This window comes from Cupriavidus sp. R6-3 (assembly GCF_059772245.1).
Genome location: NZ_JCBAJO010000113.1, coordinates 1 through 15,321, shown reverse-complemented (window position 1 = coordinate 15,321; position 15,321 = coordinate 1). Strand labels below are relative to the sequence as shown.

Annotated in this window: 9 protein-coding genes; 5 read left to right on the top strand and 4 right to left on the bottom strand. The window is 67.0% G+C overall.

Annotation, left to right across the window (positions count from 1 at the left end; translation table 11 throughout):
• The 3 genes from AC6EI8_RS16705 to AC6EI8_RS16695 form a co-directional block, all read left to right on the top strand.
• Positions 1-2,764: ATP-binding protein (locus AC6EI8_RS16705; protein ID WP_498382420.1), on the top strand; the 2,764-nt coding region annotated here is incomplete at its 5' end.
• 196 nt (positions 2,765-2,960) lie between these two features.
• Positions 2,961-4,232: an F-box protein gene (locus AC6EI8_RS16700; protein WP_498382419.1), complete on the top strand. Its 1,272-nt coding sequence runs from the start codon at positions 2,961-2,963 to the stop codon at positions 4,230-4,232.
• A 489-nt stretch (positions 4,233-4,721) separates the two neighbouring features.
• The gene (locus tag AC6EI8_RS16695) at positions 4,722-6,422 is read left to right on the top strand and encodes a hypothetical protein (RefSeq protein WP_498382418.1); all 1,701 of its coding nucleotides are present in this window, start codon (positions 4,722-4,724) and stop codon (positions 6,420-6,422) included.
• A 42-nt stretch (positions 6,423-6,464) separates the two neighbouring features.
• On the opposite strand, the gene AC6EI8_RS16690 is transcribed toward AC6EI8_RS16695, so the two are convergent.
• Both AC6EI8_RS16690 and AC6EI8_RS16685 read right to left on the bottom strand, forming a co-directional pair.
• Positions 6,465-7,973 (bottom strand): ankyrin repeat domain-containing protein, encoded by a 1,509-nt coding sequence (locus AC6EI8_RS16690; protein WP_498382417.1) that lies wholly within the window; start codon positions 7,971-7,973, stop codon positions 6,465-6,467.
• Positions 7,974-8,276: 303 nt separating this feature from the next.
• Positions 8,277-8,528 (bottom strand): GlsB/YeaQ/YmgE family stress response membrane protein, encoded by a 252-nt coding sequence (locus tag AC6EI8_RS16685; protein WP_006577258.1) that lies wholly within the window; start codon positions 8,526-8,528, stop codon positions 8,277-8,279.
• A 215-nt stretch (positions 8,529-8,743) separates the two neighbouring features.
• Between AC6EI8_RS16685 and AC6EI8_RS16680 the strand changes: the two genes are divergently transcribed.
• Both AC6EI8_RS16680 and AC6EI8_RS16675 read left to right on the top strand, forming a co-directional pair.
• Entirely contained in the window at positions 8,744-9,679 is a 936-nt protein-coding gene (locus tag AC6EI8_RS16680; RefSeq protein ID WP_149318444.1) for a DedA family protein/thiosulfate sulfurtransferase GlpE, read from the top strand.
• A gap of 211 nt (positions 9,680-9,890) precedes the next feature.
• Positions 9,891-10,922 (top strand): LLM class flavin-dependent oxidoreductase, encoded by a 1,032-nt coding sequence (locus tag AC6EI8_RS16675; RefSeq protein WP_149318443.1) that lies wholly within the window; start codon positions 9,891-9,893, stop codon positions 10,920-10,922.
• Between the two features lie 74 nt (positions 10,923-10,996).
• On the opposite strand, the gene AC6EI8_RS16670 is transcribed toward AC6EI8_RS16675, so the two are convergent.
• Together AC6EI8_RS16670 and AC6EI8_RS16665 are read right to left on the bottom strand one after the other, a co-directional pair.
• Entirely contained in the window at positions 10,997-11,821 is an 825-nt protein-coding gene (locus AC6EI8_RS16670; RefSeq protein WP_498382416.1) for a hypothetical protein, read from the bottom strand.
• A 219-nt stretch (positions 11,822-12,040) separates the two neighbouring features.
• On the bottom strand, positions 12,041-15,043 hold the full coding sequence (locus tag AC6EI8_RS16665) for a transglycosylase domain-containing protein (RefSeq protein ID WP_226106767.1): 3,003 nt from the start codon (positions 15,041-15,043) through the stop codon (positions 12,041-12,043).
• Between the last annotated feature and the right edge of the window lie 278 nt (positions 15,044-15,321).

Here is a 15,321-nt window from a genome sequence, read left to right as displayed (position 1 = left end):
GTTCGCGGCCGCGCCACCGACCGCTGGCGGCGCGATGACGCTGACCGGCCCGCCGGTCAACGTCGCCGCGCGCGTGATGGAGCACGCGCAGGCCGGCGAGACCGTGGTCTCGAATCGCGTCTTTCTCGCCTTGCCGGGGCGCCTGGAGGTCGAGCATCTGACCGATGTGTCGATGCCGGGCATCCCCGAGCCGATTCCGCTATGGCGCGTGCGCCGGTTTCTCGATCCCGCCGAGACGGCGCCCCAGCATGCCTTCGTCGGACGGCAGGCCGAGCTGGTGCAACTGGCCGGCGTGGCCGGCGATTGCCTGCGCTCCGGACAGGGCCGCGTGGTGGTGATCCGCGGCGAGGCCGGCATCGGCAAGAGCCGGCTCGCCGAGCGCTTCGTCGCGCTGGCGCGCGAACACGGCATGGAAGCGCTGCGCGCGCTGGTGCTCGATTTCGGCGTCAGTACGTCGGGCGATCCGCTGCGCGTGCTGGTGCGCGCTCTGTTCGGCATCGATGCCGGCGCCAGTACCGAGGCGCGCGCGGCGGTCATTGCGGGCTCGATCGCCAGCGGCCGCATCGACGATGACGACGTGCCGTTCGCCTTCGATCTGCTCGACGTACCCCAACCCGAGGCGCAGGCCGCGGCGCTGGCGGCGATGGATGCCGGCGCGCGGCAGCGCGGCGTGCAGCGCTTCCTGCTGGCGCAGGTCGCGCGCCGCAGCACGTTCAAGCCGCTGCTGATCGTCGTCGAGGACGTGCATTGGGCCGAGCGCGCGCTGCTCGATTGTCTGGCGCGGCTCGCTGCCGCCACGCGAAGCTGCCGGCTGGTGCTGGCGATGACGGTGCGGCCGGAGCAGGATCCGCTCGACAGCGCATGGCGCGCGGCCGCGGGTGGCGCGTCGCTGACCACGATCGACCTCGGGCCGCTGAACGATGCGGAGGCGCGCGAACTGGCGACGCGCTATCGCCATGTCGACGAGCAGCTGGCCGATTCCTGCATCCGTCGCGCCGAAGGCAATCCGCTCTTTCTCGATCAGTTGCTGCGCAATGCGGCCCCGGGCACGGACGCCGAGGCGCTGCCCGGCACGCTGCAGAGCATCGTGCTGGCGCGCATGGACCGCTTGCCCGAGTCGCATCGCCAGGCCCTGCAGGCGGCCGCCGTGCTGGGTCAGCGCTTCTCGCCGGTGGCGCTGCGCCATCTGCTTGGCACGGACGACGATCCCTGCGATGCGCTGGCGCGGCAGGCGATGCTGCGGCCCGAGGGCGAAGACTACCTGTTCATGCACGCGCTGATTCATCAGGCCGTTTATGCGTCGCTGCTCAAATCGCGCCGGCTGGCGCTGCATCGGCGCGCAGCGGACTGGTATCGAAGCCGCGATCTGACGCTGCATGCCGAGCATCTCGACGCCGCCAGCGATGCCGGGGCGGCGCCGGCCTACGAAGCGGCGGCGCGGCACGAGGCGGGGCACTTCCGCAACGAGCGGGCGCTGCGGCTGGTCGAACGCGCGCTGGAGATCGTCGGCGATGGCGCGACCAGGCAGTCGCTGGCCTGCCTGCGCGGCGAGCTGACGCTCAATCTCGGCCAGCCGGCCGAAGCATTGAAGGCGTTCGAGCACGCGGTGGCGCTGGCCGACGACCACAGCCAACGCGCCCACGCGTGGTTCGGCGTGGCCTCTGCCCTGCGGCTGCTGGACCGCTACGAGCGCGCGTTGATCGCCCTGCAGCATGCGCAGCGCGGCGCCGCGGCAATCGGCGACGCCGACATGCTGGCGCAGATCGAATCGCTGCGCGGCAACGTTCATTTCCCGATGGGTGACCTCGATGCCTGCCTGACCGCGCATCAGCGCGCGCTGCAGCACGCCGGCGTGGCGGGCTCGGCGCTGGGAGAGGCCCGCGCGCTCGGCGGCCTCGGCGATGCCTACTATCAGCAAGGCCGCATGGTCACCGCCCGCGCGCATTTCGTGCGCTGCGTCGAACTGGCCCGCGCGCGCGGCTTCGTGCGGATCGAAGGGGCAAACCTGCCCATGGTCGGCGCGGTCGACCTGCTGTGCAATGCCTTGCCGTCCGCACTGGCGCGCTGCGAGGAGGCGCTGCGCATCGCCCGCAGGATCGGCGATGCGCGCATCGAACTGCTGGCCTATGACGTGATGGCGTCCACCGAGCAGCAGACCGGCGATTGGGCGAAATCGCAGGCGCATGCCGAACGGGCGTTGGTGCTGGCGCGGCGTTTGGGGGCGCGTCGCTTCGAAGCGGAACTGGCCGGACGGCGGGCACTGGCCATCGGCAACCAAGGGCATCCGGAGGCCGCGGAACAGTTGCTGGACGAAGCGCTGGCGTTGAGCCGCGACACCGGCATGCGTTACTCCGGCCCGATGATCCTGGGGTTTCTCGCCCGCACCTCGCGCGATCCGGACAAGCAGCGCCGTGCGTTGGCGCAGGGCGAGGCGATCCTGACGCAAAGCTGCGTCAGCCATTGCCACCTCGATCTCTACGAGGCTGCGATCGAAGTTTCGTTGCGCAACGGCCGTTGGGACGATGCGGACCGCTATGCCGACGCGCTGCAGGCCTACACGCGACCGGAGCCGTTTCCGTGGGCACAGTTCCTGATCCGCCGCGCCCGTGTTCTTGCGGCACTGGGCCGCAGCCAGCGGGGCGGCAGCCAGGCCGGGCTGCGGGCCGAATTGATGGCGCTGCGCAAGGAAGCGATCGGCGCAGGCATGCTGGCGGCCCTCGCGGGTATCGATGAGATGCTCAGGCGCGTTCACACCGCTCACTAGCGCGCAGCCGTGCGGGCGTCCCCGTTCGGCCATCTACCCGCTGTACCACGACTGAATCGAAAACCTGCCAACGATTTCCAATAGCGCCACTGGCTTGCTGCCCGGCACCATCTGGCCAGCATCGGCGGTACGCCGCCGCTGCACCACCCTCCGCCACGGTCTGGCGGAATCCATCCCCACTTCGTCAGGAGCAATCATGGCTGGCACTCACACTGTCGCTTCGTCTGCCATCGTCGACTCGAGGCCACCGCCCGATCCGGGCGTCGATACGCCACGCGATCATGGCACGATGGCCGTGCAAGCAGGCGGGAACTCGGCTCGCATCCAGTATGTCCGTGCTGCGGACGGGCCTCCGGCCCACCAGGGGGGCGACGGGAAGGCCGGTCCCTGGGACAAGGTCCTGTCGTTCTTCGGTATCCGAAAGCCCGCTCCCCATCATGAACGGCCACACATCGGCGACTCGCGGCCAGCTTCCGATCGGCCGCCGGTAGAGAACCGAGTCGAAACGACGGTCGTCCAATCGGCCCCACCCCCGGCCAAAGCGGAATCCGCGACACCGTTTCCGATTCTGAAGCTTCCGTTCGAGTTGCTTTGCGAGGTGATGGCGCGGGTGCCCCATGACGAGCGGCACTTCTTCCGTCGCGATGCATCGTTGGGAACAACTTGCAGGAAATTTCACGATGCCATCGCCGCCGTGGCCAAGATGCCACGGTATCGCGATGACGACGCTCTTGCCCGACGTATGGCCGGAATGAGATGGGCGAGTCAGCTCGTTCCAATGATCGACACCATTGCCAATGCGAAGGCATCCACTCGCGAGTGGGCACTTGCAGCGGTGGTTCGGATGGCCGGCGGGATGTCGGCAGCAGGCAGGCGAGCAATCGTGTTGGCGATCCTTCAACGTGCGAAGGATCGTTCGACACTGTGGGCTCTTGAATTGATGCGCCACTTGGCCATGAGGCTGCCCGATTCGGATGGCGAGCTCTTGTCCATATTGACCGACCGCGCCATACAGATCGATGCGCAAAGTGATGACGAACATCTGGCCAAGGCGAGAGTCCTCGCACAACTCGCACAACGAATCAGCCCTGATGATCTGCCCGGAACCGTGCGCCGCTGGGAGTCGATATACAAAGCGGTCTCGGCGCATCCCCGCAACGAGGATGTCCTTACCGTGCGCGGCCTGAGAGCTGGATTCGATCATTTGAGCAGCGACACATTCAACTGCAAGTTCAATGTCGAATCCGAGGGAATGCTGCTCTGCAGACTGATTTGGCTCTACCGCGCAGTAGACAGCCTGCAATCCAGGCAGTACGAGGCGGCCTGCACCGCAGAGGAGTTGGTCCCCAGGGAGCCGCCTAAGCCTTTACCCGGCACAGTGAAGCCGCCGGATCCATGGCGCGCATACAGCAGCATCATGGATCGCCCCATACCAAAAATCGATCGCTTGCCATCCCACATCATGTAGCAACGCCCCGTTGCGTGGATCGCAAAGAATAGCAATAGCCCGGAGGAGACGATGCGAATTGATGGGTTTCGCCCGAGTACTCAATCGAATGACAATAAGTTGCCCGACTCGGAAACCGGGCGGTCAAATACAAGCCCCCGGGGCGACCCGCTCCTCGACGATATAGGTTCATCCGGCCATGGCATCGCACCATCGTTCCAACCAGACTTGGATATCGATCGGGGTCCCAATGCATTGAACCTGCTCAAAGATGAGTCTCTGAATCCGCTAATCGTCATTGACGAGCTGGGTAGCAGAATCGCTGAGAAGTCGACTAACAACCGAAACGTGAGGCCCGTCCCTCCTCGCGAACCTGTCCGGTCCTCTCAAGTCCCCACATGGCCTCCCCCGTACCTCTCTCACGCGAAGCTCTCGGAGACAAAGGGATGGCATCTGCTCAATGAAGTTACCTACGGCCTATGGAGCGCGGTAACGGTAGGACGCGAGGGGATGCACATCGCCGTGTCGTCCACGGACGAACTGAGGACGTTCTCGGCCACTTCGTATCTGCCTGCAGCGAATGAAGGTGCCCTGGTCGGCAGCACGTTTGCAGTGATGGAGGCCATCGGTACTGCTCACCTCGTATGGAAGGCAGGGCGGAAGAAGTCGGAACTGGACCAGGCGCTGCGCAAGCATGCCGCTGGGCGGGACCGTTTCGTGAATGGCAGCCCGGAAATTGCCAGCTTGCTTGGTGAGAGACTGGCGCTCTCCACGTTGCTCAATACCTGGCCGTGCGACGCGGAAGCGAAGTTGCTGCCGGATTGGCAACGGGATCTGTCCGCATCGCCGTTGAACCTTCAGAGAACCCGGGCCGACCTGAAGGGTGTGGAAGAAAAACTCGAGAAACTGGCGCTCGATCTGGCCGCGGATTTCGAGCACTACGTCCGCTATGAGCAGGCCGCCAATCAGCTCGCCGAAGCGACCGACAATCTCCATGCCATGGGCGTCGCCGCTGCGCGGGACAGCGTCGTACAACTGGGCGGAGCCGCGTGCAATGCGGCGGATGCCGCGGTAAAGCTCGGTGTGCAAGGCGTCGATGTTGCGGCAAACAGTGTCGCCAGTGGTGCCTTCAGCATTGCGATGGGCGCATTCCACATCGGTGCCGCCGTGGTCGGCTTGTATCAGTCGGGGCGACGGCTGCTGGATCTTGAAGCGGCTCGTAGCCGAAGGCCCGAGCTGCGTACCGCCAATGGCGCAGAGCGGCTGGTCTCGGAGGCGGCGGATCATCATCGGCAATGGTTGACTGACCAGGCCGCCCGGACGGAATCTGCCGCTGTCCGGCAATCTCATATTGCAGGCGCTGCCGTATCAGCATCCGAGCAAGCTGAAGACGCCGCGAGCGCGAAGGAGCTGATCGGCATCGTGCTGCATCATCAGGAGAAGGCGTTTCAGGCGATCGAGACGGATGAACTCAAAAAGATCTCTCGCGCGAAATTTCGTATCGGCTACGGCGCGACATCGATCGCAATAGGGATTGGTTTCGTTGTCCTGGCGGCGACCGGCACCGGAGGCATATTCGCCATCGCAATGCTCGCCATCGCTCTCGCTGCTGGGGTCTTTTGGCTCACCTCGGGTGTCCTGCGCTTTGTCAATGATCGCAAGGATGCAGGCCGCGCAGCGAATCGCGATGTCGAATTGATGGCCATGGCGCAGCGCATTCTGCAAGAGCGGCGGCAACCTACGATCGAAGAAATGCGGAGCAACCGATTTGTGGTCATTGAGGCGATGCTGAACGCGCTCCTTGACGGTGATCGCCCAGTGACCAGATGTGCGCTGACGGAAGCACTCGTGTCGCTTGGGATGGATGCGAACCTGCTCGAAGCGATCAGGCTGCGTTCATCGGTCCGGCTGGACTCTACCTACGCGAAGGACCGCGAGGAGATCTCGCAGAAGCTGCGCTGTTTCGCATCGCAGGCGCAGACCGACGCGCTGAAGGCAGCCATGGAAGGGATGGCGCTGCGTAGCGACGAGGCCATGCTGAAACCGTTGCGGCAACTGTTTCAGGAGTTCATCGAAGGAAAGACGGCGATGCGCCAGGAGTATGAACGCCGGTCAGGGGCGTTGGCGTTCCTGCGGGAGAGGTTGCCCGAACCCTTCTGGAAGAAGATCGGCGTTGGCGAGGTCGCGTACCGGCCGGTGGAGCGACTGTAGGAGCAGGCTGACGCGCCGATCCGCACACCGCGCCCACGGTATTCAGCCCTGACAGGATTTCAGCATGCGGGCGGCATGGACGTGTCCGGCTGCGGTAGCGTAAGTCAGAGCGGTTCGTCCGGAATTGTCCCGCAGGTCCCAGTCGGCTCCGGCACCGAGCAGCACAGCCAGAATTTCGATATGGCCGTTGGCGGCGGCATGCATCAAGGCAGTGGCGCCGCGAATATCCCTCGAATCGACTGCGGCGCCGTGGTGAAGCAACGTCCGGGCGGTGTCGCGGTGTCTGGCGGGACCGAGGCCGGCAGCGACGTCACGCCGCTCGTTTGCGCCCTGCGGTGTGCCGGAACGAGTCAAGGCGGCAAACGAACCCATGGTATCGACATGGATTGCCGTGACGCGGTCCTGTAACGACGCCCCGGCATACAGCGTTGCCGAGTGGAGGGCGGCGAAAGCCAGTGCGGTTCGCCCTTCGCCATCCTTGGCATCGACCGCGGCGCCGTGGCGCAACAAGACCTCCACGGTGCCCCGGTGTCCGGCCACGGCGGCGAACATCAACGCCGTCCGGCCCAGCGCATTGCGGGTATCGACAATGGCACCGGCATCCAGCAGCCGCTCGACAATGCCGTCGTGGCCGGCGATGGCGGCCGCCATCAGGGCAGTGTCGCCGCACTGGCTTGGCACCTCGGTAGCCGCCGAGGCGGCGAGCAGGCGCTCCACGACGGCAACATGTCCGTGAAAGGCAGCCAGCATCAACGCGGTATCGCCGCTGTCTGCCGCACCCAGATTCAGCTGGCGCATGCCGTGCTCGTCGGCGTGGGCCAGCAGCATGTCGACGACGGCCTCGTGGCCCAGTTCGGCGGCGACCATCAGCGCTGTCTTGCCGCGCTGAACGGCAAGATCCAGCGGCATCTCGCATGACAGCAGCGTCGCCAGATCGGCGAGGTCCGCCGAGGACACTGCCCTGGCCATGTTGGCGAGATAGGCTCGGTACCAACCATCCTGCCGTTGCAGCCCCGCCATGATCGGTTCCATGCCGGGCCTCGGCTGACGCTGTGCCCCCAGCCCATATTCATAGGCATAGCGACCATCGGCATCGGGTACGAAGGCGGCGAGCCAGGCGCCGGTGTCGCCCTTGCGACCGGCATGGCCGAGCAACCACGCCAACCAGGCCGGATCGGTGTGTTGCTGGCTGAAGGCGATATGCATGGCCGTTTCCCCGCGCATATTGCGCGCATCGAGACGAGCGCCATGTTCCAGCAGGCATGCCAGCAGAGCGACCGGCGCTGCCGAACGGACCGCGTAGTGCAGGGGCGGATCGCCCTGCCCATCGCAGGTCTGCAGCGCGTCTGGCGCGGCCGCGAGGGCCTGTCGGACGAGCGCCAGCTTGCCGCTTCGGATGGCGGCATGGACGGTGGGGAGTGCACTGTTTGCGGAGCTTGACGGAGGGGTTCGAGAATACGGCGATGCGGACGGAGAAGCGGTGGCGGGCCGCGCCGGATTCCCGCTGGCATTGGCGTCGTCGGGGAAGGGCTCGAATGGGTTGCGCTGCATGGCGGCGTCCTCCGTCGGGACTGGCTCGCCGTCCGCCGCAAGGGGAGTGGGCGGGAACGGTGGCGGGCTTGGGGGAACGCCAGCCTACGCACGGTTTAGCGCGATTTCTTACGGAAATGTGTCGGCAGTTCAATCTTTCGCAACAAAGGGCGCCGGCACTGTTGTGCGAACGCAGCGAACTGCGGTTGGCGGGCCGGCGTGCAAGCCGCCGGGTGCCGAGTGGATGGGCGCGGGGCGGAAGCGGGACCCGGCGCCAAATAACGATGGGCGAGGCCGCCAATGGCCCCGCCCCCTGGGCAGGCGTCAGGCTCTGCGCCGTACCAGCCCGTAGATCACCAGCAGCACGATCGCGCCGATCACCGAGGCGATCCAGCCGGCCGGCTCCCCGGGGCGATACCAGCCGAGCGCCTGGCCGACATATCCGGCGATCAGCGAACCGCCTATGCCAAGCAATATGGTCAAGATCCAACCCATCTTGTCGTCGCCAGGCTTGATGGCCCTGGCGATCAGCCCGACGATCAGGCCGACGATCACCGTACCGAGGAATGACAGCATACGCATCTCCCAGTTTCGAGCGGCCGGCGGGTCCGAGCCGCTTCGGCGCCATCTTGCCACGCCTTTGGGCGCAGGGCGAGCAGTCCGGCGCACCGGACATTCAGAGTTTTTGAAACGATCGTCCAGCCCGGGACCGGCCGCGGTGGCCGCAGTGCTGGCAAACTTCGCCCATATCGCGAATCATCGCGCCATCGATCATTCACCGGGAGACCGCCGTGGGCGAATTGCAGGTCCTGCTGGAACAGCACGGACTGACGCTGGTATTTCTGAACGTGCTCATCGAGCAGGCCGGGCTGCCGGTGCCCGCCTATCCTTTGTTGCTGGTTGCCGGGGCGCTGGGCATGCGCGAGACCGGACCGTCGATCGGCGCGGTGCTGGGCGCCGTCGTGGTGGCCTGCCTGATCGCCGATTCGCTGTGGTACCTCGCGGGCCGGCGCCTGGGCCAGCCGATGCTGCGCACCATCTGCAAGGTATCGCTGTCGCAGGACAGCTGTATCCGGCAAACGCAGTCGCTGTATCTGCGTCTGGGGCCCCGTTCGCTGATCTTCTCCAAGCTGTTGCCGGGCGCGGGCGCGCTGTCGACGGCGATGGCGGGCATGACGGCCACGCCGTTCACGGTCTTCCTGTTCTACGACGCGATCGGTGCCGTGGTCTGGGCCGGCGGGGCGCTGATGATCGGCGCGGCGTTCAGCGATGCGATCGATGCCGTGCTGGACGCCTTCGGCACCTATGGCCACCTGGCGCTTATGCTGGCGCTGCTTGCGCTCGCGCTGTTCATCGTCTGGCGCTGGTGGAAGCGGGTCCGGCTGCTGCGCCGCACCCGGCTGATTCCGCGCATGAGCGTCGTCGAACTGGAGGCGCGGCGCCAGGACGGCCGCCTGCCGCTGGTGCTGGACGTGCGCGCGCCGGGCAGCGCGGCGCTCGAGCGCATCCCCGGCGCTCTGGCGGTGGACCCGGAGGCGCCGCTGGACGTACTCGCCGAACATCCCCCGGCCGTCGAGATCGTGATCTATTGCGCCTGCCCCAACGAACTGTCCGCCGCCATGCTGGCCGAGCGGCTGCGCGCGGCCGGCTATGCCAATACGTGGGCGCTGCTGGGCGGCATCGATGCCTGGAAGCAGCTGCAAGGGGAACGTGTGCTGGCGGTCTAGCGAGCCCGATGCGGACTGTCTGGCGCCGGGAGACCCTTCCGACAACGCGGGAAGAGAACGGCTATAGTTGCCGTTCCAACTCGATCGCCGTCCACGGCAAACGCCTGGCGGCGCCGCGGCGTGCCGATGCGTCGATGTGCCGGTCGGCCATCGATCGCGCCACGCCCGGCCAAAAAACCGTTCCCGCTTCGCCTTCCCGCATCCTTCCCGCATGACCGCTCCCACCACTGCCTACTCCCTGCTCGATCTTTCGCCGATTCCCGAGGGAAGCGACGCCGCCCAATCGATGCGCAATTCGCTGGACCTCGCGCAGCATGCCGAGCGCTGGGGCTATCGCCGCTTCTGGCTGGCCGAGCACCACAACATGCCTGGCATTGCGAGCGCCGCCACGGCGGTGCTGATCGGCTACGTCGCCAACGGAACCTCGACCATCCGCGTCGGCTCGGGCGGCATCATGCTGCCCAACCATTCGCCGCTGGTGGTCGCCGAGCAGTTCGGCACGCTGGCCTCGCTGTTTCCGGGCCGTATCGACCTGGGACTGGGCCGCGCGCCCGGCACCGACCAGCTGACGGCGCGCGCGCTGCGCCGCAGCGCGACCCACGACACGGCCGACACCTTCCCGCAGGACGTCGAGGAGCTGCAGGCCTATTTCGACGAGCCGCGGCCCGGCCAGCGGCTGCGCGCGGTACCGGGCGCGGGCCTGAAGGTGCCGCTGTGGCTGCTGGGCTCCAGCCTGTTCAGCGCGCAGCTGGCCGCATCGATGGGGCTGCCGTTCGCCTTCGCCTCGCATTTCGCGCCTGGCTTCATGCGCCAGGCGGTGGATCTGTATCGGCAGACCTTCCGGCCTTCGGAGGCGCTGTCCCGGCCCTACGTGATGCTGGGCCTGAACGTGTTCGCCGCCGATACCGATGCCGAGGCGACCCGGCTGTTCAGCTCGCTGCAGCAGCAGTTCCTGGCGCTGGTGCGCGGCACGCCCGGGCGCATCCGTCCGCCGGTCGACGATATCGAATCGATGTGGAACGAGACTGAGGCCGCCCATATCCGCCGTTCGCTGTCCTGTTCGGTGGTCGGCAACCTCGATACGGTGCGCGAGGGCATGCAGCGCTTCGTCGACGATCTGCGTCCGGACGAGCTGATGCTGACCGCGCAGATCTACGATCATCAGGCGCGGCTGCATTCCTTCGAGCTGGCCGCGCAGGCCGCGCAGCAATTGCGGCCGGTCAGCGGCGCGCAGACGCTGTAGCGCAGGCAATCGTCATCGGCCGTCGGCGGGGCGACGGCGTACGCTCACACCTATGCGCCGACCTATGCGCCGACCTACGCGGCCGCAGTGGTGACCCCCGTCGCCGCGCCGCTCTGCGCCTGCCGGTGGCGGCGCACGTTCTCGATCAATTCGCGCCGCGCCGCGTCCAGCCAGGCGGTGCGGTGCCTGACCGGGTCTCTGGGCGACAGCTTCGCCGCACTGATCTCGCCAAGGAAGTAGCGCACCATGCTGCCCGCGCGCGCGGGCACCGGCATCATGCCCAGCAGCTGGCCGGCACCGATCACGCCCTTGTCGGCCGCGTGGCACAGGCCCGCCCACGCGGTGCGGCCCAGCGCCAGATAGAGGGCATCGTCGCGGACCCTTGTCAGCCGTTCGACAAACTGCGTCTCGAACGCGCGGCGCAGCATCGGTATGGCCAGCAGCGCTTCCAGCGTGCCATCGAAGGCCAGCCCACGGCGCATGGTCGCCTGCGGCAGCAAGGCCAGCGGCTGCAGCAGGTGAAAGCTGTCCTCCCACAGGGCGGTCGCCCGTTCGGCGCCGACCAGTGCCGGGATGCCGAAATGATCGAGCATGCGGATCAGGTTTGGCCGCACCAGCGGCCCGCCCAACTCGATCTGGCGCTTGTTTTCCAGCTGGACGATGCGGCCCGGCGCATGCGCGCGCAGCAGGGCCTCGGTCAGTTCGGCGGCGAGCCGCACATGCATGTGTCCGGGCGTCGTGCTGACCAGCACCAGCCGGGCGGTGGCGTTGACGTGTTCGAACGGCACGTAGCTCATCACGTAGGTGCCGTCGCTGTCCACCACGACCGGATGCGCCATCACGGCGTTGGCGCCGCCTTGCCGGATGCGCGCGCAGTAGTCTTCGATGTAGCTGCTCAAAGGTGCCCCCCGTTCCTCGGCGACGTATTTTCTGCCTGCGTATCGGCGGTTGCCGATGCTCGTCGTTTGCTTGCATGGTAAGCGCAGGGACGGTGCGGGCAAAGTCGCGGCGCGACGTTTCGGGCGCGGCGCGGCGGGGGATTGGTGGGGCAGCGAACAGATGGCGTCAACCACGCGCGCGGAAGGTCCGCGCCATGGCGACAGCGGGCTCGGGCTCGTTCAACCGCCGGTGCAGGCGAGCGTCGCCGGTCCGGCCTGCGGGTCCATCGCCACGATGGTCGGTGCCAGCCCGCGCAGCAGCCTGACCGACAAGGCGCTGGTGAAGCTGTAGCGCGCCGCATGCGGGCCGCGCACATGCAACGTGACGGTGCCGAAGTAGCGTTCGCCGATGGTGAAGACGAAGGTGGCCGAGCGGCTGACGGCGCGCGATGCGATCACGTAGCCCCCGCGGCCGAACACCATGTGCCGATGATCGCCGGTGCCGGTCTTGCCGCCGAGCGCCATGCCGCGATCGGCCGGAAAGGCGCCCTGTGCCGAGCGCGCGGTGCCGCCCTCGACCACGTCCAGCAGCGAGCGCCGCGCGAGTTCCGCGACATCCTCGGGCAGCAGGCGCTTGCGCTGCCCGGGCCGCAGCACGAAGCGGGTTTCGTACGGTGTGCCGGCGGCGAAGTCGAGCCAGCGCACGGTCTCGGTGTACGGCTGCAGGCCGCCGCTGAGCAGGATGCCCGCCAGCTCCGACAGCGCGGCGGGACGATCGCCGGAGGCGCCGACCGCGCTGCCATAGGAAGGCGTCAGCGTATCGAAGGGATAGCCCAGCCGGCGCCAGCGCTCGCCGATCCGCTCGAAGGCATCGCGCTCGAGCAGGATGCGGATGCGGTTGTCCTGCCCCGCCTTGCTGCGCGTGCGGAACAGCCAGGTGTAGACCTCCTGGCGAACGTCGGCGCTGGCCTCCAGCACCTGTTTCAGGTCCGCCTCGGAATGGTCGTCCAGATAGTCGATCAACCACAGTTCGAGCGGATGGATGCGCGACAGGTAGCCGCGGTCGTTCAGCGAGAATTTGTCCTTGCCGTACTTGTCGTAGAGCTTGAACACATCCTCGTCGTCGAGCTTGGTGCCGAGCTTGGCGCGCAGATGCCGTGCGAAAGTGGCCTCGTCCATGGTCGGATCGGCGCTGCGCAAGGCCACCGCCACGCGCACCGCGATGGGCTTCACACGCTGCAGCAGCAGCGCGATGCGGCCGTTCTTGTCGAGCGCGTTGTATTTGCGATAGAAGCCGGTCAGGTACTGGCTGCCTTCCTCGTCGGCGAAGCGCTCCAGCCATTTGCGCCGGCCGGGCGCATCGCGGTCGGCCAGCAGCTCGCTGGCATCGGGGTGCGCGCGGTGGACTTCGTAGCGGACGATGTCACGCATCATGCGGATGAACACCAGGTTGACCGAGTGCTGGAAGGCCCGGCGCACCGTCAGGCTTTCCACGCTGGCCGAGCGCTCGAAGTTGGTGAAGGTCTGCAGCCCGCCGCCGGTGAAGAAGGCCTCGCCGGCGCCGCCGGCGTACTTGCGTTCGAGCGCGGCCTCGAGCATCGCGCGGCGATTGCCGTTGGGGTTCTTCAGCAGCCAGTCGATCGTCCAGCGCGTCAGCCCATCCTGCGGCGAGACCGGGACGCGCTGCAGCTCGGCGCGCGTCATGCCGGCGTAGCGGTCGTGCAGTTCGGCAAGGATCTCGAGGTAGGTGACCAGCGTGCGCAGCTTGGCGGTCGAGCCGAGATTGAGCCGCGCGCCGCTGTTCAGGTCGAACGGCTGGTCGATATTGTCGGCCTGCACGCGCAGATAGCTGGCATTGCCGACCCGCTCGAACAGCGTGAAGCTGGCCGCCAGCTTCGACGGATCGTCATGATCGCGCAGCATGTTGTGGCCGTAGAGGCCGAGCTCGCGCGCGCCTTCCTTGTCGCGCAGCTTCATCAGCGTGGCGGTGATCTGGCGCTGCGCCTCGGTATTGATCGTGCTGGCGACCGTCAGGTCGAGCCGGTCCAGATCGTAGCGGCTCGACACGCCGAGCAGGCGCGACAGATCGGTGCGCACCTGGTTGATGGCCTTGCGCGTGACGAAGGGATCGGCGGGCGGCAGCGAGGGAATCGGCGCCTTGTCGAGCCGCGCGGCCAGCGCGGCGTCGCGCAAACGCGGCGAAATCACGCCCGCGCCGGCGAGCAGGCGCAGATAGCTGTCGGTCAGCGGTTCCAGGTTGGTGTCGTAGCGGCGCAGATGGTACGAGGGACGGCGCTGCGCGATGATCAGCGACAGCGCCTGCTTGAAGACCTGCGCCTCGCGCGGCGTGGGCGGTTTCGACTCGATCTCGTGCAGCATCCGGTTCGCTTCGTCGAAGTCTTCGCCGTACCAGTAGTACATGCCATCCCCGATGCCGTGGATTTCGCCGCGACCATTGCGCGCCGACAGCGGTACGGTGTTCAGGTAGTCGACCACGATGCGTTCGCGCGCCCGCACGGTATCGCGCCCATCGAGATAGGCACGCACCGAGGCCGAGCCCATCTGGCGCAGCTTCTCCGAGATCGACGACGTGCGGCCCTGCGGCGAATGGCGGTATTTCTCGATCTGCGTGGCCAGCGTGCTGCCGCCCGGCGTGTCGCGCTCGCGATCGACGATGGCGAACAGCTGGTCGACGCCGGCGCGCGACAGCCGGCGCCAGTCGAGCGCCGGATTGCGGGTCGGATATTCGGGATTGAGCAGCCCCTGGTTCTCGACGAACAGCAGCGAGTTGGCCAGGACCTGCGGCACTTCGCGGTAGTCCTGGTACTGGCGTTCGGGAAAACGCTGCACCGACACGTTGCGGTCGTTGCAATCGAGCAGCGCCAGCCCGGCGCGGGTCTTTTCGCGGTAGGGCGCGTACAGGCCGAGATCGAGGTATTCGAGCATCGCCTGGGACATCCGCGCCTGGTGCTCGCGCACGAAGCCGCGCGCTTCCAGCAGCTCGGTGTAGTGCGGAATGCGGGCATAGCCGAGCCGCATATCGTAGGGCCCGGCATCGGGGAAGCGGATGCGGTCGCTGGCCCCGGGCGCGATGGTGTAGGTCAGGCGCTGGCCCCAATCGTGAAAATAGCGCGCCTGCCACCGCGAGGTGCGAACCTCGTCAGCGATCAGATGGGCGGCGAAATAGCAGGCGCCGCCAACCAGGACCAGCAGGACAACGATAGGCCAGACACGACGCGACACGGTTGGCTTCCGGTGCTATGGGTGGTCGATCGAAGCGTCATTGCGCACTACGGGCCGCGCGCCTCCGACCTCTAGTATTGGCGCTAGCCGGCGTTTGCACAGGGGCCGCCGACAGAAAATTTTCCGGCCGGGCCGTCGAGGTCGGCGAATGCAGGCAGGCGATCGGCTCGCAGGGCCAAGTATGCCTTGGACGTCGCTCGTGGTGAAGGGTGGGCCGCAGACAGGGCTCGGCCGCCGGCGCGCGACTAGTGCCGATCGGCGTCGCGGCCCGTCTGGCG